At 40.4% G+C, this 26,818-nt stretch carries 18 protein-coding genes and 1 tRNA gene; 10 read left to right on the top strand and 9 right to left on the bottom strand.

What is annotated here, in order from left to right; translation table 11 throughout:
- Window positions 1-4: 4 nt before the first annotated feature.
- Together guaB and cysS are read right to left on the bottom strand one after the other, a co-directional pair.
- Window positions 5-1,477, bottom strand: coding sequence for an IMP dehydrogenase (gene guaB, locus AOC03_RS11795; RefSeq protein WP_062536242.1), 1,473 nt, complete (start codon window positions 1,475-1,477; stop codon window positions 5-7).
- 456 nt (window positions 1,478-1,933) lie between these two features.
- Entirely contained in the window at window positions 1,934-3,394 is a 1,461-nt protein-coding gene (cysS, locus tag AOC03_RS11790; protein ID WP_062536240.1) for a cysteine--tRNA ligase, read from the bottom strand.
- A 274-nt stretch (window positions 3,395-3,668) separates the two neighbouring features.
- Here cysS and AOC03_RS11785 point away from each other — a divergent pair, with 274 nt between their 5' ends.
- Entirely contained in the window at window positions 3,669-4,367 is a 699-nt protein-coding gene (locus tag AOC03_RS11785) for a cob(I)yrinic acid a,c-diamide adenosyltransferase (RefSeq protein WP_062536238.1), read from the top strand.
- Between the two features lie 98 nt (window positions 4,368-4,465).
- On the opposite strand, the gene AOC03_RS11780 is transcribed toward AOC03_RS11785, so the two are convergent.
- Entirely contained in the window at window positions 4,466-5,419 is a 954-nt protein-coding gene (locus tag AOC03_RS11780; RefSeq protein ID WP_062536236.1) for a hypothetical protein, read from the bottom strand.
- A gap of 430 nt (window positions 5,420-5,849) precedes the next feature.
- Between AOC03_RS11780 and AOC03_RS11775 the strand changes: the two genes are divergently transcribed.
- The 8 genes from AOC03_RS11775 (at window position 5,850) to AOC03_RS11740 (ending at window position 16,449) form a co-directional block, all read left to right on the top strand.
- Complete coding sequence (locus AOC03_RS11775) at window positions 5,850-6,728, top strand: glycerophosphodiester phosphodiesterase (protein ID WP_062536234.1); 879 nt, start codon at window positions 5,850-5,852, stop codon at window positions 6,726-6,728.
- Between the two features lie 589 nt (window positions 6,729-7,317).
- Entirely contained in the window at window positions 7,318-8,514 is a 1,197-nt protein-coding gene (locus tag AOC03_RS11770) for an acyl-CoA desaturase (RefSeq protein WP_204247964.1), read from the top strand.
- Between the two features lie 157 nt (window positions 8,515-8,671).
- On the top strand, window positions 8,672-10,144 hold the full coding sequence (locus tag AOC03_RS11765; RefSeq protein WP_062536230.1) for a protein adenylyltransferase SelO: 1,473 nt from the start codon (window positions 8,672-8,674) through the stop codon (window positions 10,142-10,144).
- A gap of 306 nt (window positions 10,145-10,450) precedes the next feature.
- Complete coding sequence (locus tag AOC03_RS11760) at window positions 10,451-12,784, top strand: NADP-dependent malic enzyme (protein ID WP_269465103.1); 2,334 nt, start codon at window positions 10,451-10,453, stop codon at window positions 12,782-12,784.
- 192 nt (window positions 12,785-12,976) lie between these two features.
- On the top strand, window positions 12,977-14,194 hold the full coding sequence (locus AOC03_RS11755) for a tRNA nucleotidyltransferase (RefSeq protein ID WP_062536228.1): 1,218 nt from the start codon (window positions 12,977-12,979) through the stop codon (window positions 14,192-14,194).
- Window positions 14,195-14,220: 26 nt separating this feature from the next.
- Entirely contained in the window at window positions 14,221-14,997 is a 777-nt protein-coding gene (locus AOC03_RS11750; RefSeq protein WP_062536777.1) for a pteridine reductase, read from the top strand.
- 60 nt (window positions 14,998-15,057) lie between these two features.
- Window positions 15,058-15,134, top strand: a tRNA-Ile gene (locus AOC03_RS11745).
- 301 nt (window positions 15,135-15,435) lie between these two features.
- Window positions 15,436-16,449, top strand: coding sequence for a tyrosine-type recombinase/integrase (locus AOC03_RS11740; RefSeq protein ID WP_227514247.1), 1,014 nt, complete (start codon window positions 15,436-15,438; stop codon window positions 16,447-16,449).
- 1,306 nt (window positions 16,450-17,755) lie between these two features.
- On the opposite strand, the gene AOC03_RS11735 is transcribed toward AOC03_RS11740, so the two are convergent.
- The 4 genes from AOC03_RS11735 to AOC03_RS11720 form a co-directional block, all read right to left on the bottom strand.
- Window positions 17,756-19,159: an FAD-binding oxidoreductase gene (locus AOC03_RS11735; protein WP_062536226.1), complete on the bottom strand. Its 1,404-nt coding sequence runs from the start codon at window positions 19,157-19,159 to the stop codon at window positions 17,756-17,758.
- 87 nt (window positions 19,160-19,246) lie between these two features.
- A complete protein-coding gene (locus tag AOC03_RS11730; RefSeq protein WP_227514246.1) occupies window positions 19,247-20,713 on the bottom strand; it encodes a VOC family protein in 1,467 nt (488 codons plus the stop codon).
- Window positions 20,714-20,782: 69 nt separating this feature from the next.
- On the bottom strand, window positions 20,783-22,054 hold the full coding sequence (locus AOC03_RS11725; RefSeq protein WP_062536224.1) for an aspartate aminotransferase family protein: 1,272 nt from the start codon (window positions 22,052-22,054) through the stop codon (window positions 20,783-20,785).
- Between the two features lie 297 nt (window positions 22,055-22,351).
- On the bottom strand, window positions 22,352-23,284 hold the full coding sequence (locus tag AOC03_RS11720; protein WP_062536222.1) for a LysR substrate-binding domain-containing protein: 933 nt from the start codon (window positions 23,282-23,284) through the stop codon (window positions 22,352-22,354).
- 384 nt (window positions 23,285-23,668) lie between these two features.
- On the opposite strand from AOC03_RS11720, the gene AOC03_RS11715 reads away from it, so the two are divergent.
- Window positions 23,669-24,946, top strand: a complete 1,278-nt coding sequence (locus tag AOC03_RS11715) for a dicarboxylate/amino acid:cation symporter (RefSeq protein WP_062536220.1) — start codon at window positions 23,669-23,671, stop codon at window positions 24,944-24,946.
- A 692-nt stretch (window positions 24,947-25,638) separates the two neighbouring features.
- Here the strand turns inward: AOC03_RS11715 and AOC03_RS11710 are convergent.
- Both AOC03_RS11710 and AOC03_RS11705 read right to left on the bottom strand, forming a co-directional pair.
- Complete coding sequence (locus AOC03_RS11710; RefSeq protein ID WP_062536218.1) at window positions 25,639-25,935, bottom strand: DUF4298 domain-containing protein; 297 nt, start codon at window positions 25,933-25,935, stop codon at window positions 25,639-25,641.
- Window positions 25,936-26,032: 97 nt separating this feature from the next.
- Complete coding sequence (locus AOC03_RS11705; protein WP_062536216.1) at window positions 26,033-26,641, bottom strand: nitroreductase family protein; 609 nt, start codon at window positions 26,639-26,641, stop codon at window positions 26,033-26,035.
- Window positions 26,642-26,818 lie beyond the last annotated feature (177 nt).

Raw genomic sequence — 26,818 nt, 5'->3', positions numbered from 1 at the left:
TGGATTAATTGACGCGATAGTTCGGTGCTTCTTTAGTGATTTGTACATCATGTACATGTGACTCTTTCATACCCGCTGAGGTGACTCTAATAAACTCTGGTTTATTGCGCATTTCTTCAATCGTTGCGCAGCCCGTGTAACCCATCGATGACCGTAAGCCTCCAACCAATTGATTCACAATACCAGCGACTGGTCCTTTATAAGGCACACGCCCTTCAATACCTTCTGGTACGAGTTTTTCTACGCCATCTTTAGCATCTTGGAAGTAGCGATCTGAGGAGCCATTATCGCCTGACATCGCACCTAAACTGCCCATACCACGGTACGCTTTATAGTAGCGACCTTGAAATAACTCCACTTCACCGGGTGCTTCTTCTGTACCTGCCATTAGTGAGCCAACCATAATACATGATGCACCGGCAGCGATAGCTTTTGCCATATCACCTGAATAGCGAATCCCACCATCCGCAATCAGTGGAATACTGTTTTGCAAGGCACTGGCAACACTATCAATAGCTGATATTTGTGGCACACCGATACCTGCGATAATACGCGTGGTACAAATTGACCCAGGACCAATACCGACTTTAACTGCATCGGCGCCAGCATCACGTAATGCTTTAGCCGCATCGCCAGTGGCTATATTGCCACCGATGACTTGAATATGTGGAAAGTTCTTTTTGACCCAAGCCACTTTATCAATCACGCCTCTTGAATGACCATGAGCGGTATCAACGACGATAACGTCCACATCCGCAGCCACCAACGCTTCAACGCGAGCTTGGGTATCTGCACCAGTACCAACAGCTGCGCCGACACGCAAACGACCTTGCTCATCTTTACAAGCATTGGGATTGTTTTCAGCTTTAGCAAAGTCATTAACGGTAATCAGACCGCGCAGACGGAAATCATCATTAATAACAATGACTTTCTCAATACGGTGCTCATGAAGCAAACGCTTGATATTTTCGTTACTTTCGCCTTCATGAACCGTTACTAACTTCTCTTTTGGGGTCATGATTTGGCTGACGGGCAAACGTAAATTAGTCTCAAAACGCCAATCGCGATGGGTAACAATACCAACCACTTTATCCGTGCCTTTTTCAACCACTGGTACGCCTGAAATATTATGATCTTGCGTCAGTTTTAGTAACTCACCGATAGTCATCTCAGGATGTACAGTAATTGGGTCAACGACAGTACCCGCCTCAAACTTCTTCACGCGGCGTACTTGCATAGCCTGTAGAGCGATGTCCATATTCTTATGTAAGATACCCATGCCGCCCAATTGCGCCATCGTAATCGCCATTTCGGACTCAGTAACCGTATCCATAGCCGCAGAAATGAGCGGCAGATTCAGCGTGATACTATTGGTCAAACGTGTCGATAAGTTGGCAGTTTTTGGCAGGACTTCAGAATAGGCTGGTAACAATAAAACGTCATCAAAGGTGAAGGCTTCATCGACAATACGTAACATACATACCCCTAGCGGTGGTTATTTTGATGGGTGGGAGCTTAGCATTAAGTGTGTAAATCAGAACTATGACCATCAGCAAATGCTAAATACAGACCTTTGCTGTGATTGAAGGATTGATTGGCTGAATAGTGATGCAAATGTAGCACCTTTTTTCTCTATTCTTAATCGCTCAGTTATCCCTTAAAAATAACGCTACATTATACCAAATAAGCACAGCGTTCGTATAATTTATTTACTATGTTATTTGACAGAGCATTAGTTATCATAAATCAGACAGCTGGCTAACCATTTATTTACTTTGAATCTCTTTTACAAGTTAAAGGCTCAGCTAATAGAAAGGATTATTATTGTTGCAGATAAAAAAATACGTCTGAATAATAAGCTAAATTAGATGAAAAAAGCCAGCACACGCTGACTTTTTATGATTAGTCACATTTAATAATGAAGATAATGACCCTAAGAACGACGCCACGTCGTACCTGTACGGCTGTCTTCTAATTCAATACCTGAATCTATAAGTTGCTCACGTATTTCATCGGCACGCGCAAAGTTTTTATTGGTTTTGGCATCAGCACGTTCAAGAATTAAAGCATCGATATCTGCATCACTAAAGCCGTCGACTGGCGCATCGCCAATCACTGCCTGCAAAAATTGCTGAACAGGCTGCTGTAGAATATTCAAGACTTGAGCAAGGGCTTTTAATTGTTGTGCCAATTGCCATGCCTGCGCAGCATCCTCTGCTTTAGCAGCTTTATTGATATCTCGTGCCAGCCCAAAGAGCACACTGATAGCAGAGGAGCTATTAAAGTCGTCATTCATCGCGGCAATAAATTCTTGTCCAGCGGTTGTATTATAAACTTCGCTAGTCAGTTCATCAGTGACGCTAATTGTTTGTCCTTGTAATTGCTCTGCTGATTTTAAGGCATGATATAGTCTACTTAGGCTATTATGAGCTTCATCTAAGGCGCTATCTGAGAAATTCACTTGGCTGCGATAATGGCTCGATAATAAGAAAAAACGCACGGTTTCTGGCAAATATTGCGCCATCACATCGCGAATGGTAAAGAAGTTCCCCAACGATTTGGACATTTTTTCGCCATCAACATTGATAAAGCCGACATGCATCCAATTACGCGCATATTCACAACCAGTGCTGGCTTCTGACTGAGCAATTTCATTTTCATGATGCGGAAATTGTAAATCATGCCCGCCACCATGAATATCAAAAGTATTGCCCAAGCATTTGGTTGACATTGCTGAGCACTCAATATGCCAGCCTGGACGACCTTGACCCCATGGCGATGCCCATTGCGGCTCATTCGGTTTTGCCGCTTTCCACAATACAAAGTCGAACGGATTGCGTTTTACATTCTCAATTTCAACGCGCGAGCCGGCTTGCATGTCGTCCAAATTACGTTTGGAAAGTTTGCCATAATCTGCAAAGCTATCAACCGCATAGTAGACATCGCCATTATCAGCGGCATAGGCATAATCGCCTTTCACTAAAGTGCCAATCATATTTTGCATCTCATCAATATGATCGGTGGCGCTTGGTTCAGCATTCGGTGTTAAGCAGCCCAGTGCCGCGGCATCTTCATGCATAGCGATAATAAAACGCTCAGTTAACGCGCCAATATTTTCGCCATTTTCAGCAGCGCGCGTGATTATTTTGTCATCAATATCAGTAATATTACGCACATAATTAACCTGATAGCCCAGCTGCGTCATCCAGCGCACCGCCATATCAAAGGCAACCATCACTCGCGCATGACCAATATGACAATAATCATAAACGGTCATGCCACACACATACATACCCACGTGCCCTTCGGTAAGCGGTGTAAATATCTGCTTACGTCCCGTAAGTGAGTCATAAATAGACAACTGAGACATAGCAGTAGCAAGTGGTGTGGTCATTATTAATAGCCTTATAAGTGAAAATATAATAAATAAAAATACGCAATAATATATAAAGAATTGGTCATAATGACATCAAATAAGGACTCTCATCCTAAGCAGTGAATGAACTGTCTTATTTGAATACACTATCTAAGATAAATATAGCCCTGTATCTTAGCTAAAATAGCCGTAAAATACTACAATGGTCACACGCGCACTCAGGCTACGAGCCTAACAGCCTCTAAAAAACCTCTCTATGAATGATAATTAACTGAAAAAATAAGGATAACTCATGGGCAATCGTTTAAGTAAAATCTATACTCGCACCGGCGATGATGGCAGTACCGGCATGGCAGATGGTAGCCGAGTCAGTAAAGCGGATCATTTATTTAGCGTTATGGGTGATATTGATGAGCTTAACTCGCATATTGGTTTGGTACGTGCACATTTAGCACAAGCACAAGCAGCTTCAAAAACCAATAGCCAATCATTACCTGAACGCCTGCAACCAAGTAACTCACAAACAGGCAGCTTACAAACAAGCGGCATGCAACAAAACGATAGCCAACTTATAGGCTCGGACTTTGCCCAAGCCTTAATCGTTATTCAGCATTTATTATTTAACATTGGCGGTGAGCTTGCCATGCCAGAATATGAAGGCGTGAATGCCAGTCATATCGATTGGTTAGAGCAGCAAATTGACGCAATGAATACCACATTGCCACCGCTCAAAGATTTTATTTTACCGACAGGTTCGGTATTGGTCAGTCAGCTGCATGTGGCACGTACCGTGTGTCGCCGCGCTGAACGTCAAGCGGTATTATTACAGCAGCAACAGCCCAATGCCATTCGTAGTACAGCGGTTAGTTTAATCAATCGCATCTCCGACTGGCTATTTGTCGCTGCCAGATTTTGTACCGATCTAGCCCATGTCTCGGAAGTATTATGGGATAGCCAAGTGTTACAAAAACTTGCCGACCGTCAAAAATAAATCCGTATTTAAAACTAAAAAAGCGCCCGTAATCTAAATCTATTACGGGCGCTTTTTTATATAACAAACTACCTATTAAGTGATACTTTCAAAAGCAATTAATAAGTGGCACTGCCATCTTCAATAATCACCATATCAATACTCTCGTCTTTTGGCACTGCTGCTGGCGCTTTTGGGGTCACAGGTGCGCTTGCTTCAGGCTTTGAGGGTGTTTTTGTTATTGACGCGGATTCGCTGCTTTGATTATTTGAATTATTTGTCGATGGCAAGGCAGGTTTTGCTGGTTGCGCTGGCTTGGCAGGCTGAGCTGGCGCTGCTGGTTTTGGCGGGCGCACAGGCTGATTTTGATTGCTATTTTGCACCGGTTCACGGCGACGCGGCTGCACTTGAGCAGGTACTTGAACTTGCAAGCCGTCTATCGCTGACTTTAGTAATGACGTTGCCAACACATCTGCCACAACACTGGTTAACGCAGGCTGTCCGGCAATACGAACGCGCACTTGTCCACCTTGTGCACCAGCAACATAGGTAAAGGCATCATCAATGAGCATATTGTCATTGATACGAATATTACCTTGTGCCAACACCGTCTCTAAACCTGGTTGATTGTTCGCGGCACTGACTTGACTGGCTTGATATAAATCCTCAGTCGGTACAGTGATACTCACACTCGCCTGACACGTTGTCATACCATTGGCATTCGCTTCTTGTAATACAGACGCATTTTGTACATTGATAGCAACCCCATTGACCTTACTACTGATCGCCCCACTCTCAAGGCTAATCTCAGCATTATTGGCATAGTTGTTGGACAATATTTGCGCTTCTTGATAGAGCATATTTTTTAGTGACGCTCGGAGTCTTTCTTGTACCAATGGATTGTCGCAGCTAACAGCAGGTGCAGCGGTACTTTTAGTAGCAGGCTGCTCAACTTGTTTTTCAGTATCATCGGTCTTATCTGAGCGACTACAACCGGTCACCGCCAAGCCACACAGCATACCGATACCGGCAACATGCTGCCATTTTACCCATCTATTATTTGCGACGCTCATACTGGTTGTGCTCCCAAGTTACTCATTTTGCCACTGCCGATAGACGGTGTTTGACATTACTTAATTTGATATCACCTAATAAAAGGCAATCGATAGAAAATATGAATAGAAAAATCACGCCATTATACGAGGTTTCGTTGAAATGGTCATTACGCCAGCCCTTTGATATACAAATAAAACATAGCATTCGCTCAAAATAGCGCTTTTGGTTGCAAAAGTATAACAAATACTGCTGAGAATACTGCTAACTCCGACACAATCCGTCCTTACAATAATAGAATTACAGTAAACATTGTTAGCAAATATGAATTTTTCAGCTTAATAGTCATTTTATAGTGACGATAACTATATCGACCCTATTTTATCTATATTTATGGTAATAACGATAATTTATAAACTAATGATATTCTTATCAGCATGGTCGCACACGATGATAAATCTTAAAAACACTCGTCTGTTAGGACATCGTGGCGCACGCAGTGAAGCGCCAGAAAATACCTTGTTTGGTTTTCAGCATGCGCACAGCTTGCAGGCGCGTGGCTTGGCAGGAGTTGAATTTGATGTGCAGCTCACTATGGATGGGCATTTGGTGGTCTTTCACGATGAAACCTTGTTACGGTTATGTGGTTTGCAATCGCGCATTGACCAACTTAGCCTTGCTGAAATACAACGTTATCTGCAATCAGGGCATCAAATCATTACTTTAGATGCGTTGTCACAAGCCTTACCTTTGTCGTTAAAAGCACTTGCCGCATCTAAGCTATCAGCCGCGCAATTATTGATTGAACTGCAAAAACGGGCACGAAACAGTTTATATGGCTTACCGAATATCGCACCTTTTTTAGCGCCAATCTCCAGTGTAGAATCACAAGCGCATGCCCTGACACGCTTTACTCATATCGAGTTGGAAGTAAAAACTCATAACCGAACTAATTATCGACAGCTCATCAAAGCCTTAGCTAATTATCTGGTTGACAGTCCACTCGCCAGCTTACCCATTGTTGTCACAAGTTTTGACACTTATCTTCATGCTAAGATGCAGCGCCATAAAGCCCTTAATAAGCTACGACGCGGTTTATTGGTGCGTACGCAGCAGGAATTAGATAACGCACCCAATACGGCATTGCAGCTTGGCTGTATGCAGCTTGGGGTCTACTATCCGTTACTAACTCGCGCAGTGATTCAAAACTGTCATCGTTACGGTCTGCCCGTTAGCGCGTGGACGGTGAATGACATTGAAAATATAAAGCAACTGGTTGACTGGCAAGTAGATTTTATTATCACTGACATTCCAACGCAGCTGTTATAAAACCAAAAAAAACTCGCTCTAACAATAATAGACCGCCAACATTATTACGTATAAAAATCTCCAATATTAAATATTATAATCAAATATTTAGCATTTATTTAATATCTACTACAGACTGCACTCTCTTCATTTTCATCTACACTCTTCATTGAAAACAAGCCTTTTATATTCAAGCTGGCTTTAACACAATAGTGCCATTATTTACATATTTGCTTAATTCCTGATAGTTAGTAGGGTTTTTAAGGGATAGTATTCTATAATTCATACAAGTTATTGTTATTTAGTAGGATTTTTCTAGTGTATAACCGTTCACTTTCCTGTATTTTTAGGGTAATATAGAGACTGAAATCAATACCGTTAGGGATATTATATGATTGCAAAAAAAGCAATGGGCTTACCACTTAAAGGCTTACGTTTGGCTATTAAGTCTGGTGACACGCTCATACAAACGGCTGGCACTCAAGCATTGCGTTTTAAGACGTGGTTCGATGATAGCAAGGCTGGTGAAGTTCTAAATGAGCAGCCTAGTGCAACACGCGGCTATATAACGGATAAATCTGCTGATGCAAGCAAGCAGGATTCGGTGTCTATGAATGAGACTATCGATATTCGAGAACTTGAGTTTAAAAAAGCGCCGATTAACTGGATACCGGCTGCTATTTTGATAGCCACTCCACTTGCTGCGGCTGTCGTTACACCGTGGTATCTCATGACGCATCAAGTCAGTGCGCCAGTATGGGGTGTGTTTGGTGCCTTTATGGTATGGACAGGTATTAGTATTACCGCAGGCTATCACCGTCTGTTGTCGCATCGTGCCTATAAAGCTCACCCTATCGTTAAGAACTTTTTATTACTCGGTTCTACCCTTGCGGTTCAAGGCTCAGCTTTTGATTGGGTATCTGGTCACCGTAGTCATCACCGTCATGTCGATGACCGCTTAGATGATCCGTATTCAGCAAAACGCGGCTTTTTCTTTAGCCATATGGGGTGGATGTTGCGTAACTATCCAAGCGGCAGATTTGACTATAAAAACATCCCTGACTTAACTAAAGACAAAGTGCTGCAAATTCAGCATAAATATTATGGTCTTTGGGTATTAGCCGCGAACGTTGGCTTAGTAGCGGCAGTTGGTTGGCTGATTGGTGATGTATGGGGTACGTTGGTACTGGCTGGACTATTGCGTCTGGTATTAACCCATCACTTTACTTTCTTTATTAACTCGCTTTGTCACATCACGGGTACACGCCCTTATACCGATACCAATACGGCACGTGATAACTTTTTCTTAGCGCTATTTACTTGGGGTGAAGGTTATCATAACTACCATCACTTCTTCCAATACGATTATCGTAATGGTGTGAAATGGTGGCAATATGATCCTACTAAATGGCTGATTGCTGGATTGTCAAAAGTAGGTTTAACTTCTGAGTTACGTACGGTTGATGACACCACGATTAAACATGCTGAAGTACAAATGCAGTTTAAACAAGCGCAGCAGCAAATTGATACGGTGAAATCAGGTGGACTTGATATCACACATGCGATGCAAAGCTTCCAAGACCGTATTAAGTTTGAATTTGAAGCCTTTACGCAAACAGTTGAAGAATGGCAAGCATTAAAAGCTAAAGCCATTGAGATGAAAAAGACTGAGTTTGCAGATCGTTTGCATGAAGTTGATGAAAATCTTAAACATGAATATGCGAAGATTGAAGAAAAAATCCATGCGCATAATGATAATTTAAAAATAGCCTTCCGCTCTATTGGCTATAACAATAAAGCTGCTTAAGTCTGCATATCATAAAAAGTTATTTATTTAAAAAGTTTCTCCTCCCCTTTATCTAGATTAGATAGAGGGGATTTTTTTATGTAGGGTTTTAGTTAGGCAATTTTTAGGCTATGTTATAGTGGTTTGATGTTATTTATATATACACGGATACCTTACTATGCACTACCACAATACTTATAAAAATTTAGATACCCGTCTTTATACTCGCCAGCTGCCGACACCACTTGATAATCCGCGCGCTGGTCATTTGAATTTGCAAGTAGCGGAGCAACTTGGTTGGGCAGACGATGCGGATTTAATGGCGCATTGGGTTGAGATTCTTGGCGGTCATTATGTGCCTGAGCAGTTTGCGCCGTTATCTATGGCTTATGCAGGGCATCAGTTTGGTCAATGGGCAGGTCAATTGGGTGATGGGCGCGGCTTACTGATGGCGCAAGTGCTCGATAAAGATGGTCAATTACAAGATTTGCATTTAAAAGGTAGTGGTCTGACGCCTTACTCTCGTATGGGTGATGGACGTGCTGTGCTACGTAGTACCATTCGCGAATATTTATGCGGTCATGCGCTTACGCAACTCGGCATTGCATCTTCTAATGCGCTTGGGTTTATTGTGTCGGATACGCCAGTACACCGCGAACGTATCGAATCTGGTGCAGCATTAATGCGCGTTGCTGACAGTCATATTCGTCTTGGTCACGTGGAATGGATTGCCAGCTTTGCCCCTGATTTATTGGACGAGTTTACCGATTATATGATTGACACTTATTATCCAGACTGCCGTAACAGTGAGCAGCCAGTTTTGGCATTTTTACAAGCGGTGGTCGAGCGTAGCGCACGGATGATTGCCGATTGGCAGCTGATTGGCTTTGCGCATGGGGTAATGAATACGGATAACTTATCCATTACTGGCAGCACGTTAGATTTTGGACCGTTTGGTTTTATGGAGCGCTTTAACCCCGCTTGGATTAATAATCACTCTGACTACAGTGGACGCTATGCGTATCAGAATCAGCCTGCTATCGGACATTGGAATCTCAATAATTGGCTACCACATTTTATGCGTTTGACCCAAGCTGGCGTCACGCGTGACAGTTTGGCGGCGTGCTTAGAGGTCTATGAGCCAGTCTTTATGCAGCATTATCAACAAGGGCTGTGCCGCAAATTAGGATTGCCCCATCAGTCCGAGAGCCTAGTCTTAGCGTTTGAATTTCTAACTTTCCTAGAAGACAACTTATTAGATTATACCAATAGCTTTCGGGCATTACTGGGACTGGTAGCAACAGAGGCTCACCCTCATGAGCAACAATTATTAGCAAATCTGCTCGCTGAGCTTAATGAGGATGCCAAACAGGTTTGGCAGGATTGGCAAACGCGTTATATGACCCAAATTCAAGCGGCTTCCCAAGAGCAAGTTGTGCTTGATTTACAATCTAATAATCCGGTCTATATTTTGCGTAATGATATGGCACAACGTGCTATTGACGCGGCTGAACAAGGACAATTTGAGGAAGTTGCACGGCTTTTTGACTTACTACAGACTCCTTATATCGTCCAAGACATTGCTACAGATTTAGATAGCCGTCCGCCTGCACCAAATGCAAGACCTTTGCCGATTAGCTGTTCTTCTTAAAAAGAGTATTTGTTTTGTATGGCATAGCTATTTTTAATTCTGACATTGTAGCTCTAACACAATCTAAATCTTTATTATCAATATGCTAAATATAGAGTATCAATTTTCGCTATATTTACATATTTCCTCTTTGTTGACTAGGAACTCAATTATTAATAGTGCTAGAATAAACTGCTGTCAACTTTCGTTTGTCTATAATACCTTCAGCTTTTAAGGTATTTCTTCATTAACAGTATAATCTAAAGCATTGATTTAACTTTATTACCGTTTATTTTATTTTAATTTATTCTAACAATGGCGATGACTATGGCTAAGACTATGAATGACGATACTAATTTGAATACAGATAATCACAGTACGGATAAAGAGCAGTTTGAGCAAGCCGCTCTCCATTATCATGCCCACCCTCGTCCAGGTAAAATCTCGGTTACCCCTACCAAGCAGCTTGCGAACCAACGTGACTTGGCGTTGGCGTATTCACCTGGTGTGGCAGTGCCTTGTCTTGAAATTCAAAGAGACCCTTCTTTAGCGGCAAAATATACGGCTCGTAGCAACTTGGTTGGTGTTATCACTAACGGTACTGCGGTGCTCGGTTTAGGTAATATTGGCGCATTGGCTTCTAAACCTGTGATGGAAGGTAAAGGCGTTCTATTCAAAAAATTCGCGGGTATTGATGTTTTCGATATTGAAATTAATCAAAATGATCCAGATAAATTTATCGAAGCAGTTGCCGCTTTAGAGCCAACATTCGGTGGTATTAATCTAGAAGATATTAAAGCACCAGAATGTTTCAAAATTGAGCGCGAATTGCGTGAACGTATGAATATTCCTGTGTTCCATGATGACCAACACGGCACATCGATTATTGTTGCCGCAGCAATGCTAAATGCCTTAATCATTACTGGCAAAAAAATCGAAGATTTAAAAATCATCTGTTCAGGTGCAGGCGCAGCAGCCATTTCTTGCTTAAATATCATCTGTGCGCTTGGTGTGAATAAAGACAATATCTATGTGTCTGACTCACGCGGTATCATTAGCACTCGCCGCGAAAACTTAGATGAAACCAAGCAGATGTACGCTCGTGATACTGACGCAACAACTATTGAAGAAGTGATTGATGGTGTCGATATGTTCTTAGGGCTGTCTATGCCTGGTACATTGACAGAAGATATGGTTCGCCGTATGGCCAAAGACCCCATCATCTTTGCGCTTGCCAACCCAACGCCTGAGATTATGCCTGAATTGGCACATGCTGTTCGTCCCGACGTCATTATGGCAACGGGTCGCTCAGACTATCCAAACCAAGTGAACAACGCCTTATGTTTCCCTTATATCTTCCGCGGTGCGTTAGATGTCGGCGCGACGACTATTAATGAAGAAATGAAAATTGCCTGCGTACGTGCTATTGCCGCCATGGCGCATGTTGAAGCCACGCCAGCTGCACACAGCAAAAATATTGACAATACCCCAAGCTTTGGTCGTGAATATTTGATTCCAGGACCACTAGAGCCAAACTTAATCATCGAGATTGCATCAGCCGTAGCAAAAGCTGCAATGGATACCGGTGTTGCGACATTGCCTATCGAAGATTTGACAGCATATCGTCAGCATCTGTCTGAGTTTGTTTATAACTCAGCCTTCGTCATGAAGCCTATCTTTGCACGTGCAAAGTCAGCGCCTAAGCGTATCGTGTACTGTGAAGGCGAAGACAATAATGTCCTACTTGCCGTGCAGGTTGTGGTTGATGAAGGTTTGGCGCAGCCTATCTTGGTCGGTCGCCCAGCAATCATTGAATCCAATATCAAAAAACTTAGCTTGCGTCTAAAAGATGGTGACAATATTACTATCGTTAACATTGATGATGATCCACGCTACAAAGATTACTGGCAGGGATACTACGAAAAGAACAAACGCAATGGGGTTAGCATTGAGCTTGCACGTCGTGATGTTCGCCGTGAGACGACGCTAGTCGGTGCATTATTGGTTGAAAATGGCGATGCCGATGGTATGATTTGTGGCACCTTTGGTCATTACCAGTTGCATCTTAAATATTTGCAAAACGTTATCGGTAAAAAAGAAGGTATCAGCGATTTTTATTCGATGAATGCGGTGTTAATGCAAGATCGCAATATCTTTATCGCGGACACCTATATTCATGAAGACCCAACTGCTGAACAATTGGCAGAAATGACGGTATTGGCTGCTGACCAATTACGTCGTTTTAACATCACCCCGCGTGTGGCTTTGGTATCGCATTCTAACTTTGGCACCTCAGATCGTGCCAGCGCGGTGAAAATGCGTAAAGTATTCCAGTTGCTCAGTGAGATGAATGTTGACTTTGATTTTGATGGTGAAATGCAAGGTGATGCGGCATTAGACGTTAATATCCGTGCCCACGATTTACCATCAAGTAAACTTCAAGGTGCAGCAAACCTACTTATTTTGCCAACGGTAGATGCGGCAAATATTTCTTTTAATCTGCTTAAAACAGCGACTGGCAGCGCCACTATTGGACCTATTTTATTGGGTGCTAATAAGCCAGTTCATATCTTAACCCCATCAGCAACAGCACGCCGTGTGGTTAATATGACAGCACTTGCAGTCACTGAAGCGCAAGACTTAGAAAATGAGCAGAAGTAGTTGGTGATGTAAATAAAGACGTTACGATAAGCCTAATCGTAACAGGTCACTATCATTAATTTATCGTGACAGTCTGTTATAATAAAACCAGCCAACGCCTTCAATCGCGTTGGCTGGTTTTTTTTGGCATTTTATGTAGCGGCATTAACGATTAAAAAGCAAATATATTCATAAAATTATAAAGAGGTTACGATGCAAGTCTATCTTGTTGGTGGCGCAGTACGTGATAAGCTATTAGGTCGTCCTATCAAGGATAAAGACTTTGTGGTAGTAGGTACGACGGTCGCTGACATGCTTGCTGCTGGATTTAATCAAGTGGGCGCAGACTTTCCTGTATTTTTACACCCCACCACTCAAGAAGAATATGCACTGGCACGTACTGAGCGTAAGCTTGGACATGGCTACCAAGGGTTTAGCGTTCATACCAGTCCTGATGTCACCCTAGAAGAAGACTTACAACGCCGCGATTTAACGGTTAACGCCATGGCAATTGAAGTGACTAGCCTTACTGATAACCGCCCTATTAGTGGTAAAGTCATTGATTATTATGGTGGCTTACAAGATATCGAAAATAAGGTTTTACGCCATGTGTCAGAAGCTTTTAGCGAAGATCCATTACGTGTTTTAAGAACCGCACGTTTTTATAGTCGCTATTATGATTTAGGATTTTCTATTGCTGATGAAACCTTGCATTTAATGCAAATGCTGGTCAGTTCCGGTGAGCTTAAACATCTTAGTGCGGAACGTATTTGGCAAGAATCCAGTCGCGCCATGATGCAAAACTCCCCGCAGGTTTATTGGCAGCAACTTTTTATAAGCGGTGTATTACAAGCTTGTTTTGCGCCTCTACATCAGGCTTGGACAGATATTCATATACGTGAGACTGTACAAACAGCGCTTTATTTTTCAGCACAAATGCAATTGAACTTATCACAGCGTTGGGCATTGCTAATGACCAGTCTCAATCCTGCGTTATTTAATGCAAATGTTAATATTGATAGTAACGATGATACAACTGCTGCTATCAAACAAATTAGCAGTATTGGCAACACGGTTAAAGCGCCCAAAATGCATACTCAGTTTGCCAGCTTATTTAGCCAACAAACACAACATTTAAAGGCGATAAACACGCTGACAGCTGCACAAAAAATAGATTTGCTTCAAGCCTGTAGTGCCCATAAAGAACCAGAGAAGCTTTCTCAACTATTGGTAACCAGTCACGTATTACAATTGGCACAACAGCATCGGCAAATGATGCTAGCGCTGAATAGTTTTCATGCTATCAGTATGGCAGATATCGCGCCAGACCTTAAAGGAGCGAATATCGGTGCAGCGTTACGCCTTGCACGTATTAAGCACTTGCAAGCGCAAACCATGACTATAAACAATAAAACATCAACAGCGTTATGAACTACTTATCTACTGACGCAAACTTAATGAATCAATTAGCCCCTGTCATGCTAGTAACGGGTAGTGCCAAACGTATTGGTGCAGCCATTATTCGTGCTGCCCACCGTCAAGGCTATCGCGTCATTATTCATTGCCATCATAGTGTGCAAGAGGCAAATGCACTCGCTGACGAGCTAAATGATACTCGCGATCATAGTGCTGTGGTTATTATGGCGGATTTAACCATTATTAATAATCCAGCACATTTAAACCAATTCTCCCAAACCATTTTGGAGCAATTTGGACAACTTAATGTACTGGTACACAATGCATCGCGATTTTATCCCACTTCCCTTGGCACTATTCATCATGTGCAGTGGGATGAATTATTTTTAACTAATGCCAAAGTGCCCTTGCTACTAAGTCAGTCTTTAATGCCCTATCTAGAAGCCCAGCGTGGCTGCATCATTAGCTTGCTTGATATTCATGCTGATAATAAGCCATTTAGCGGTTATACCGTCTATAATATGGCAAAGGCCGCGCATCGCATGATGGTACAGTCATTAGCGTTAGAGATGGCACCTTATGTTCGGGTAAATGGAGTTTCTCCGGGAGTTAATATTCTTCCGGCAACAGATAGCGACCAAGCATTAAATCCTGAGCAACAGCGAAATATTATTGCCAACATACCGATGCAGCGTATCGGCACACCTGATGAAATCGCCCATAGTGTGCTGTATTTGGCACAGGCAAGCTACGTTACTGGTGAAATCATCACTGTAGACGGTGGGCGTAGTTTAACTTTAGCAGGTAGTAATGAATAAAAAATGCATGTTTTACTTGAAAAATTAATAGAATCAGGTATGATGATGCGTCTAACGTTAGGGCCCATAGCTCAGTTGGTTAGAGCAGAGGACTCATAATCCTTTGGTCGTAGGTTCAAGTCCTACTGGGCCCACCAAATTTAAACCCTTACAGGCATTGACTTGTAAGGGTTTTTTATTGTCTAAATTTTATGCAAACACATTGATGTAATTAATTTTTTGATACTATCTTGATGCTTTGACCCTTATAGCAATTAAAATATGATGACTACTAACACTATGGTTATGTACTACTGCATGGGTGATATATGAAAATTAAACTTACAAAAAAATTTATCGATTCAGTAGACTATACCGTTAAAGGTACTGATATCTATATGGATGATGTATTAACTGGATTTGCGCTACGTGTAGGTAAGCAGTCTAAACTGCTATACATTGCATAAGCGCATTAATGGAAATCTGTATCGAGACGAAGCAGAAGAAACGCATCTAATTACGCTAACTGAAGCACGTGAAAAAGCAAGCATAATGATGGCTAATATCAAAAAAGGCGTGCATGTTTATGATGGGCTTCATGAGAACCTAGAAGACCCGAAAGATAAGACCAATAATGTGCCAACACCGCAAGAAGCTTATGACTACTTTAAATCAACGAAGACTGGCTTAGCTGAAGGCACTATTACTACTTATGATCGTCAAATATTACAGTGGAATTATTGTCGTGATAGCTTTTTAGATGATAACGAAGATTTTTTAATCAAAGAGCAACCAGTACACATACTTAACGCCAAGAAAGATTGGAATAAAGTTAAGCCACGTACCAAACATATTGAAGAAGAATATTTAGGTATGTACCTCAAAACACTTTTAAATTATGTTGATAGAAGCTCACACATGCAAGCGCCTCATAGCAATAATGCACGAGATATCATGCTACTTTTTATGTTCACTGGTGTGCGTTTGAATGAAGCGCAGTCTTTAAAGTGGTCTGACATCGACCTTAAAGCTGGCCGGATAGTATTTAAAGATACCAAAAACGGTTCTGATTATCATATGCCTACTAGTAATATCCTACAGGCTCTACTTGAGGAAAGGTGGAGGTTGAGTTCCGGCAAGCAATGGGTATTCCCAAGTGACTTGCAAGCCAGCGATGACCATATAAAAGATTTAAGTGGTAGTTATAAGACCATAGGTAATCAAGCAAACCTATATATTACACCACATGATTTGCGCCGTACTTTTGGAACGGTAGCTAATAGCTTAAATATTAGCTATCCAGTGCTTAAACGCTTGCTCAATCATCGTGAAGCTAAATCAAGCGATGATGTTACTCTACAGTATATTCAAGTGTCACAGCGTCAATTAAGAGACGCTTTAAATTCAATAGAGTCTTTCTATTGTCAGCATGCTAGCATGACACAAGATGAAATAATTATTAAATATTACTAATCTAATAAGATCTTAAGAAGAGCACTATAAAAATGTTATCAACTGATTTAGTAAGAACGATCCGTGATGGAGACCAGTCCCATTACCTATACTCATTTATAATAGCTCTATTACTGTCGTTTACAAGAATTTAACCAACGCAATTAGCGCTTCTCTGTGATGGGTTTTACTACTACTCTATTTTATAAGCAGTATACTTCTTAGTATGATAAATTGGACTGTCATAGCAGTGAGAGCAGTCATTGTTTGATCGTGCTTTACGTTCAGTTTCGGGTACGCTGTGTTTGACTAAATTTTGAAGCTAAAAAATAAAAGTATTGATTATGGTCGCGCTTATGCTGTAAAAGGTGAAATCATGCGCTATGATTTTTTTTAGTTAATATACTGGATCCAGCACTAATGATCGTTACACAGTATAAATACACTTAACGCACTCATTTAACCACACTTCCTAATTGTCTAAGATAATATCTTAGACAATTAGTTTTTTTATCTGCAATAATTATTCTAATTTTAGATCTTTTGGATTTAAATATTACTGCAGTCAATCCTCTATAAATTAGATACGGTGTCAGACTAGCTTAGTCTACTATTTGTAGTGCTCTCACTCGGCTTCCTCATATCCAGATTATATTTAACAGACTATACAATGCCTTCTCCACTATTCTTTTGTTCATAATATTTTCTATTATCATTAGCTGTCACAGTAGCCACAACTCTTTTATGATGCTGACCTATAATAGCACTTGCATATACATTACTAATTTTGGTATCCATTTCTATGAAAGAACTTTATAAATATCAATACTGACATTATGCATAAATATGCTGGGAACTTTGGGAACTTTAGAAAAACCTCACTTTTTCAAACTGTATACAAGCTATAGGAAGCCTTTAATTCCCTACCTTATTAGGAAAATATGATTTTTCCATTTCACGTATGCAGTTCCCAATATCTTTCTCCTAAACATAAGCTATTGAATAAATATATCAAGCCGCTTGGTTTAGTTTTTATGTTCGTGCAGACCTAACTATACACCCCAATATTATGTTGTCCGAAATATCAATAGCATCTCCATATGTCATGGATTTATTTTACTCTGATGAGTCGAAAAACCCATACATACTATTATTTGTATAGCGTAGAAGGCTGAGGTATAAAATCCACTTTTCTCAAGTGATGTTATTAATATTGGGGTTTGATGCTAGCGCATCTAAGCTTCTCTTTCATCTGCTGGTTGAAATTGCACTTCATTTGTTAACATAAGTGCCATTTTAATCATGAAATTAATCATTAAATAAGCACTCACATATCAAAAATCTTACCACGGTTCATAATATTATTGGGGTCAAAGACTTTTTTGACTTCGCGTAAATACTCAATCTCAGTTTCGCTACGACTATACTGTAGATAAGGTTTCTTGGTCATACCCACGCCATGTTCAGCAGACACCGAGCCACCATATTTTTGTACCGTTTCAAACACGTATTTATTGACAATCTGACACTCGGCAAAGAAATCATCTTTACTCATGTTTTCAGGCTTTAAGATATTTAGGTGCAAGTTACCATCACCAATGTGACCAAACCAACATACTTCAAAGTCAGGGTAGTTGCTGCTGACAATGTGATCAATCTCATTAATAAAGTCGGGTACATGACTGATAAGTACCGAAACATCATTCTTATAAGGGGTAAATACTGAAATGGTCTCAGAGATATATTCGCGCAGCTTCCACAGCTCTTCTGCTTGCGCAAGGTTTTGGCTCATGACGCCATCCACCACCCAACCTTGCTCCATACACTCCTCAAATATCGCCATGGCTTTATCCATGATTGGCTCATAAGGTGCTTCAAACTCTAATAGCGTATAAAACTTAGTACGTGATTCAAATAGCTCTTGTACTTGACCATGTGCCATCAGCTTATCAATCGCCACGTCATCAAAGAATTCGAAGGCTGTTAAATCAATCTTTGCTTGAAAGGCGGATAAGACATTCATTACATCATTAAAGCTGTCCATGCCCAGTACCATGACGTTTAAGTCTTGTGGCTGACGTTCAAGCTTGATTTGTGCATGGGTCACAAGCCCAAGTGTGCCTTCACTACCGATAAACAATTGACGAAAATCATAACCCGTGGCATTTTTAACCATACCGCGGTTAAGCTGCAAGATATCACCTTTACCAGTAACCACGGTCAACCCCATAATCCATTGACGGGTCATACCATAGCGAATGACTTTAATACCGCCGGCATTGGTGCCGATATTACCACCGATTTGGCTTGAGCCTGCTGAGGCAAAGTCAACAGGGTAGTAAAGGTCTTTTGATTCGGCAAACTCTTGCAACTGCTGAGTGACGACGCCCGCTTCAACTTCAACCATACGGTCGGTAGGATAAAACTGTCCGATACGGTTCATCTTATCCATACTGACTACAATCTCGCCATTGGCGGCAACTGCGCCAGCAGACAAACCAGTACGACCACCACTTGGCGTTAGTACCACATTATGTTCATTGGCAAGTAACACAATTGCTTGTACTTGCTCAGTAGTCTTTGGAAAGACGATAGCAGAAGCAGCTGGGGCAAAATGCTTGGTCCAGTCTTTACCCCAATGCTCTAAGCTCTCGCTATCGGTTTTGATTTGGCTGTGGTCAAATTGATGGACATCTATTAAAACTTTCAGAAGTTTATTCACTAAAAACACTTCCTAATACAATGAATTATGTTTATGAAGCTATTACTAGATTAATAAAACCAATTCTAGTAATAGTAAGTTATATGTACCGAGTATTTATATAGAAGATTTTAATGCACATAAACACTCTTGAATGCTTTTAGATTGTTGATCAGCATACAAATCTAATTCATCATACACATGTACTCCAAGTGCTTTTTCAAATTCGTTTTGATTTGAATTACCTTCATAACTGCTTTGTTTATCACCATGCAGATTAGACTGAAAAATCCCTGCAGCGCTTACTGGTAAAAAATCCTCATAAACGATGGGCTCGAGACGAACAATACCCTGCTCAATCAATTGAGTCATGGCTTGCTTTGAGATAGAGTCATCCGAGTAACTCTCTTCTAAAGAATTTAGATTTAACTCAGAAGCAGCGCTACTTGGATATGGAGAATCATTGACAGCTTGATAGTAAAAGTAAGCTAGTCCTTCATCATGTAGTGTTCGATAGTCATCGGGAAAGGCTTCAAATACACTCTCTAAAATTTGATAATACTGTGAAGCATTGCCTTCGTTCGGAGTTGCGCCTAATTGGCTGCGTGCTTGACTAAGCAGCTGGTCATATAGCGCTCTACCCTTTGTTGTTAATGCCACACCGCGCTGCTCAATCTCACCAAATCGTGCAGTATGATGACCCTCTTCATACTCGCCATTTGGATTTTTAAAGCTAACGGCTTCCTCTAATGCCTTAAAGCTCGTCTGTCTTAATAAAATCGGACAATCCCGTTTTGGTGGCCCTTCAATAATTGCTTTTGGCGGGATACCTTTTGCCAGCATACCCTGCTGGACAGTATCTATATCTAATGTTCTAGGCGTTAAATGATTGATATGCGGACCCTTAAAGCCGACGACATCAGCAATAAGTCCATGCTGCTCTAATAAGCGTTGATATAGCTCTTTTGAGACCGGCGTTTTATCATGCCAGCGAAAGGTCTCTAAAGCCTCTGTTACAAACTGCTCACCTTCCTCTGACGTTAAACCACCCTGCTCTTCAAAGCGTTCAATAAGTCTAATAACATTAGCAGTAAATATTTGACGATTAGCTAATGCCGCTATGGCTTCTTTTTTTAATACTTCATCACCAATTAAATCTAAACGCAATAAAGAGGTGAAAACTCGAAATGGGCTTTGATTTAAGTCTTGTGCATCAATGGCCCGAAAAGCCGTAGAGTGAACTGGCACGCCAGCGGGTGCTAAATCATAATAGCCAACAGGATACATACCCATGACGGCAAAGAGACGACGCATCATGTGGAGCTCAGCTGCTGTGCCCAATCTAATTGCTCCGTGACGCTCCATGCTAATTCTATCAATCTCTCCCGTGTGCTCTAATTGATCCTTGATCTCTGGATGTTGCGTTAAAACCTCCGTATTTACTTCAGCTACTAAATCGAGCAAGTCGCCATATAATGGGACTTCGGATTGATACATAGCTGACATCGCCATTGAAAACTCATGGCGAATAGCATTGCTATCCTTTAAATTATTACTTCCCATAGCATTTTTATTATTGTTCATAAATATTTATCCTTTTTTCAAACCTTAAATGTAGATATAAACTGCGGCGGCAACCATTAGCGGTGCAGACTAGACAGCAGGGTTTTCATCAGGAATAGCGCTGAGCACCTTCTTTAAGATATCAAGGCCGGCTTGTAACGTTTCAGTCTCTATAGTCAGTGGTGGTAACAGACGAATAATATGTCGATGCTTACCACTAGGCATGAGCAATAGACCTTGCTCACGCGCTTGGTTTAAAACGCGCGCCATTATACTTGGATGAGTGCCGTATTCAGAATGACGAAGCTCAATACCGCGCATAGCGCCAATACCAGTGAGACCATATAACCAAGGCGAAACGCCTTCTTCTTGCCACTGAGCAATGGTATTCTCAATCGTTTGTGTATATTGATCGGCAGATTCCCAGATTTCATTCTCTTGCATGATATCTATAGTTGCATTCGCTGCTGCACATGCGACCGGATTACCGGAATAAGTACCTCCCAAGCTACCTTTAGGTAAGCCATTCATCACACTAGCTTTACCTACTACAGCACCTAAAGGCAATCCTCCTGCGATACTTTTACCTAGTAGTATCATATCCGGTTCAATGCCTAAGTGCGGAAATGCAAATGGTGACCCTGTACGACCATAGCCTGATTGAATTTCATCCATAATCAGCAAAATACCGTGGTCATCACAGAAAGCACGTAGATATTTAGCGAATGATGGCGACATTAATTGGAAACCACCTTCACCTTGTACGGGCTCTGCGATAATGGCGCCAATATTGTTGACATCCGTTTCTACTTCGAATAAACGGTTTAAAGCATCAATGGCCTGCTGATCACTAATTTCATTATCTGGGCTGGGAAAAGGAATATGGTAGACGCAGCTCGCCAAAGGTCCTAGACCGCGCTTATAGGGAGCAACCTTACCATTCAGATTAACAGCAGCAAGTGTACGTCCATGAAAGCCACCATCAAAAGCAATGACGCCGACACGATTGGTTTTGAGACGAGCAACTTTTATGGCATTTTCAGTAGCTTCTGCACCGCAGTTGGTGAGCATACCTGCAAGCTCACCATTAATAGGTATGAGTTCACATAATCGCGGCATAAAAGTTTGATACGGTGTATGAGCGGCCGCATTATAGGCGTAATGAATGAGGGATTGGGTTTGGTTAATAATCGCACTAACAATGTGAGGATGACAATGTCCAAAATTTAAGACCCCTATACCACCGACAAAATCGATATAGCAGCGGTCATTAGTGTCCCAAACTTTTGCATTAACGCCTCTAGTCAATGTTACTGGATGTACCATCGTAAAAGCATCAGTAACGTTATGCATCTTATCCATGAGCTCTTTTCTCTTCCTTAAGTTAGATGCTCATTTCAACAAAATATTAGCTACTCAACAAACGAATAATAGTTGTGCTTGCATTCCTTTTATTCATTGCAGCAACAATCTCATACGGCAGTACTATTAAAAATAGCAGACCCAATCAATTATCTATATTAACTTTAAGAGATATAACTCAATCAAAGCTACATTTTTATTAGAACTAAAAAGTAATTATTTTTGATTTAAATATATGTTTGATGAAATATTAATTCAGGATCAACTCTATATAAGTAATAATTAGGGAATTAATCTCTATTCATTACTAGGCTCAGTATAGCTTTCGATATAATTTGAAAGCCACTCCAAAACCATCCTTACTTTGTATGAGCTACCTAAGGATAGTGGATATGTAACATAGTATGAACCTCGACCTTGCATTACATAGTCAAATACCTGTACCAAATTTTTAGACTGCAACTCAGATTTTATAAAATGAGATGGAACTAAAGCTATACCGTAGCCAGCTAAAGCTGCGGAAATACAGGCTTGAAAGGTATCAAAACGTGGTCCATCGATCGTTCCTTCAATATTAAGGTCCTGCTGCTTAAAGTATTCATACCATGCATTAGGCCTTGAATTGAACTGTATAAAGTTATAATTATCTATGTTTTCAAAGCACATATCTCTATTCTGGAAATATGTCGGATTGCATACAGCAACACTATACTCATCGAATAACTTAACAGTCTCCATTCCATCCCAAATTCCTGTGCCGTATAAAAAGGCAATATCTACGTTTTTATTTTCTGAAAAAAATGGGCCTACCTGCTCTATTATCTCTAGGTTAATTAAAGGGTGCTCTTCGCTAAATCCTTTCAAAGCAGGAATTAACCAACGAGAACATAAGGTAGGATGAGAGACGATTCTAAGTAATTCACTCTCATCATTGTGTGACAGTAAATTAGTGGTCGCTACCTCAATATGCTTTAGGATATTCAATACTTCAACATAATAAACCTTGCCGGCAGGTGTTAAAGAAATTTGCCTTGATGTTCGATAGAATAAGGCTGTATTTAACATCTCTTCTAATTGAGTCACTTGTTTACTAACGGCTCTTTGAGTCATGTGCATTTCTTGAGCGGCATAGGTAAAACTAGAATGTCTAGCCGCTGTTTCAAAGCATTGCAAAGCTTTAGTTGAAGGATAAGCTCTAAAACCTAAAGAACTACTCGTATCAGTTTTCATAATTTATTCTTAATCCAAAACATTAGTTATAATTGTATATATAAAATCTACATATTCATCAGTAAGAAAAAAAGGAATGCTTTCCATAATTTTATTCGCTTGTTCCAACAATTTAGGATGTTTAGTATCTTTAAATCATATGTAGATTCCGCTCTTAGTATGCAAAACATTAATTGTGTAAGCATATAAGCTGGAAAATATGAGCTACAAAGAAGTGGGCAATGGAATTGTCTACAGTCACAGTACTCTCCTAACTACACTAAAGTTAATTTATATAAAAAAGGAGTGGACAATGGAATGTCTACAATCACAATATTCTCTTGACCATCTCAATAACATTCTTTTGCAATATGTATTAAGTATTGTAAATAATTGGAGATAGCAATGGGAAAAATTTGGCGTTGGTACATGAATATGTCGTTTATGGTCAAGATGACCGGTGGCTTTTTAATTGGAATCTTGCTTGGAGTTGTGCTTGGTGAACATAGTAGCTTTCTGGCACCACTCGGTACATTATTTTTAAACTTATTGAAAATGATCGTAATCCCGCTTGTAATATTTTCTTTGATGGTAGCGGTTAATCACTCAAATCCGAAAGAATTAGGTCGTATAGGGTTAAAAATATTTCCCTTCTACCTCTTTTCAACAGGTATCGCAGTAGTAATTGGTATCATATTAGCTAAAATAACAAACCCAGGGGCTGGTTTTTCTTTGCCTACAGAAGTTGTTATGGATGCTCCTATTCGTCCCTCCTTTGTAGATACATTACTTAATATGGTGCCGAGTAATATTTTTAATGCTCTTGCCCAAGGCGATATTCTAGCAGTAGTTTTTGTGTCCGTTATAGCTGGCTTAGCTATTTTGTTTATGCGCCATTCCTTAGATGAAAAACAGCAAGAAATGGGAGATTTCTTATTCAAACTTCTCGAAGCTGGTAATGAAGTAATATCCAAAATCCTTAATGGCATACTCGTATATGCGCCTATTGGAGTATTAGGTATTACTGCTAATACATTTGGAACTCAAGGACTAGACACTGCTATCGCTCTTGGGAAATTTATCGGTACTTCCTATCTTGGTGTAATCATTCTGGTTGGAGTTGCGTTCCCAATAATGATGAAAGTGTTTGGTATTAAAGTGATTCAATTCTACAAAGATATTAAAGAAGCTGCTTTTACATCATTTGTTACCAGTAGTAGTATTGGTACTTTGCCAGTTACTATTAAATGTGCAGAAAAGGCTGGTATTGGTGAACGAGTTGCAAAGCTCACATTGCCTATCGGCGCAACAGTAAATATGAATGGTACAGCAATACGGTTTGGCGTTGCAGTTATCTTTGCCGCAGAAATTATGGGGATGACTTTATCAACGCCAGAGTTGGCTACTATCGTTATAATAGGTACTATGGCAGCTATTGGTACTGCTGGCGTGCCAGGAGCTGGATTAATTGGTATGTCTATTGTATTTACACAAGCAGGCTTACCGATTGAAATCGTTGCACTTACAGCAGGTATTAATATCTTAGTAGATATGATTTTCACTTTTGGCAACGTTGTTGGAGATTTAGTTGGTGCCAAAATAGTTGATCAGACCGAGAAATGGAAAGTAGATAATACTGTTGAGGAAAACGCAGTAATTGTCACTTCATCAGCTAGAATGTAAGGAACTAATTATAATTTATTAGATTCTGATAAGTAAGAGAAATTTGGGGTGATTGCTCTTAAATATAATTCTCGGTGAAGGAAAAATATTTAATATCATATCAACCTATAAACCAATTTTAATTAACTTACTTTAATTATTGAGCTTAATTGATAATAGGCTCAATATACAAAAATCCTTACAGCTATTCGCTTGTGAGGATTTTTTATTGTCTAAACTTTAGTAAAATATAACTATATAAAAATTATTTAATAATTTATTATCTGAACTGCTCTGCCTCTATCGGAAGCTTCTTTGATGGTTGGATTTAAGCTTTGCACTTGCACTGAGATAGGAAGGGCTTGGTCTATGTACTCTTATAACATGATCATAGGGTTTGATGTGAGCTGCCCATCTTTAACATTATGGCTTAGACAGTAACTCCAGTGAAGAAATCGTCGTTTGCTACCTCAGTCAGCAAGCGAACGGCGCGCTCTTTAATCTTAGGAGTGCAGGTTGTCTTTTCATTGTCGTATTTTTTCAGAGTATTTAATATCAGGCAATCTCGGGCGGTTCAGTCTAATTTTATTATGCTAATACTGAAATATGTGGCTTGATTTTTATCGTTAAAATGCTTGATTCAAATATCCCAAGTTTATCTCTACGGTTTCTTCCGCATGGCTCATATTGCTTCGAAAAATAAGGTTTTAGAATCAACGGTCTATAACATTTAGTCCTAACCTCATCCAGCGAATTGCTTGTTCTTGGTGATCTGTTAATGCACTCCATAGAGCGTCTTCACTGATGATGGAATACCTATTATCTGCGCAATCAACCATTAGGTTGCTTTCATGATCTTTTCTCCACTGTTCACTCTGGTAGTAAGTTTGCAGCTCAGATAATAATGTACTGGCTTCTACCCATTTTTCCTGAGCACCTTGTATCTGTTCATGTAGCTCATGCCAACGCTCATATTTTTTTTGCAGCGCTTGTGCATCAAAAACATCCATTATATTACTCCAGTTTATAATTATAAAAAAACCAATAAAACCGCTCAGATATAGTCATAGCGGCTTCATTGGTTATATTGTATTGAAAGTTAATATATTAGCCAAATACTTTCATACGCTCATCAATTAGCTTGAACGCTTTGTCGCCTGCTGGCTGCTCAATCGCGCCAAATACCATTTGCGCATTCAATTCCCAATGCTCATCGATATTCCATTCGCTAGCCACTTTTTTATCAATGATTGGATTGTAATGCTGTAAGCTGGCACCGACATTAATGCTGGCTAATGCTGTCCAGATTGCATACTGGTGCATGGCATTGGTTTGATGCGCCCAAATTGGGAACTTGTCCGCATATAAAGGCGCAGCGGCTTGCATGTCTCTTACGACGCTATGATCTTCAAAGAACATAATAGTACCGGCGCCGGCTTTAAAGCTATCCATTTTTTGCTTGGTCGCAGCAAATTGCTCTTCATTATCAACCATATCACGTAATGTATCTTCGGTAATTTGCCACAACTTGTTATGGTCATCGCCAAATAACACCACGATACGCGTCGATTGTGAGTTAAAAGCTGATGGCGTATGCAAGACTGCATGTTCAACCAACTTTACGATTTCGTCATTTGATACTGGTAATTGATCGCTCAATGCATAGATAGAACGACGCTTTTCAGCCAATTGCTGTAATGTTTTTAGGTCTGACATAGGTTTCTCCGTATTATTAGTATGATTTCAATCCAATGAAAATAACGTTAGATTAGAGTAAAGATGATGAATTGCTGCATATCGCTACTTCTTAATCTAAATTAGTATATGAACATTAAAATCAAATCCGTATGCTATTTTTGTAAAATAAACTTAACGATAAATCTCTATTTAAAA

Origin of the sequence: Psychrobacter urativorans, assembly GCF_001298525.1 — a bacterium.
In the GTDB taxonomy this organism is placed as follows: Bacteria; Pseudomonadota; Gammaproteobacteria; order Pseudomonadales; family Moraxellaceae; genus Psychrobacter; species Psychrobacter urativorans_A.
Note: the sequence above shows the minus strand (reverse complement) of the source record. Positions and strands in the feature narration are given on the sequence as shown.

What these genes read in the sequence shown, in the direction of transcription:
- guaB (WP_062536242.1), bottom strand. Translation starts at nt 1,477, where the DNA reads ATGTTACGTATTGTCGATGAAGCCTTCACCTTTGATGACGTTTTATTG.
- cysS (WP_062536240.1), bottom strand. Translation starts at nt 3,394, where the DNA reads ATGACCACACCACTTGCTACTGCTATGTCTCAGTTGTCTATTTATGAC.
- AOC03_RS11785 (WP_062536238.1), top strand. Translation starts at nt 3,669, where the DNA reads ATGGGCAATCGTTTAAGTAAAATCTATACTCGCACCGGCGATGATGGC.
- AOC03_RS11780 (WP_062536236.1), bottom strand. Translation starts at nt 5,419, where the DNA reads ATGAGCGTCGCAAATAATAGATGGGTAAAATGGCAGCATGTTGCCGGT.
- AOC03_RS11775 (WP_062536234.1), top strand. Translation starts at nt 5,850, where the DNA reads ATGATAAATCTTAAAAACACTCGTCTGTTAGGACATCGTGGCGCACGC.
- AOC03_RS11770 (WP_204247964.1), top strand. Translation starts at nt 7,318, where the DNA reads ATGAATGAGACTATCGATATTCGAGAACTTGAGTTTAAAAAAGCGCCG.
- AOC03_RS11765 (WP_062536230.1), top strand. Translation starts at nt 8,672, where the DNA reads ATGCACTACCACAATACTTATAAAAATTTAGATACCCGTCTTTATACT.
- AOC03_RS11760 (WP_269465103.1), top strand. Translation starts at nt 10,451, where the DNA reads ATGGCTAAGACTATGAATGACGATACTAATTTGAATACAGATAATCAC.
- AOC03_RS11755 (WP_062536228.1), top strand. Translation starts at nt 12,977, where the DNA reads ATGCAAGTCTATCTTGTTGGTGGCGCAGTACGTGATAAGCTATTAGGT.
- AOC03_RS11750 (WP_062536777.1), top strand. Translation starts at nt 14,221, where the DNA reads ATGAATCAATTAGCCCCTGTCATGCTAGTAACGGGTAGTGCCAAACGT.
- AOC03_RS11730 (WP_227514246.1), bottom strand. Translation starts at nt 20,713, where the DNA reads ATGAACAATAATAAAAATGCTATGGGAAGTAATAATTTAAAGGATAGC.
- AOC03_RS11725 (WP_062536224.1), bottom strand. Translation starts at nt 22,054, where the DNA reads ATGGATAAGATGCATAACGTTACTGATGCTTTTACGATGGTACATCCA.
- AOC03_RS11720 (WP_062536222.1), bottom strand. Translation starts at nt 23,284, where the DNA reads ATGAAAACTGATACGAGTAGTTCTTTAGGTTTTAGAGCTTATCCTTCA.
- AOC03_RS11715 (WP_062536220.1), top strand. Translation starts at nt 23,669, where the DNA reads ATGGGAAAAATTTGGCGTTGGTACATGAATATGTCGTTTATGGTCAAG.
- AOC03_RS11710 (WP_062536218.1), bottom strand. Translation starts at nt 25,935, where the DNA reads ATGGATGTTTTTGATGCACAAGCGCTGCAAAAAAAATATGAGCGTTGG.
- AOC03_RS11705 (WP_062536216.1), bottom strand. Translation starts at nt 26,641, where the DNA reads ATGTCAGACCTAAAAACATTACAGCAATTGGCTGAAAAGCGTCGTTCT.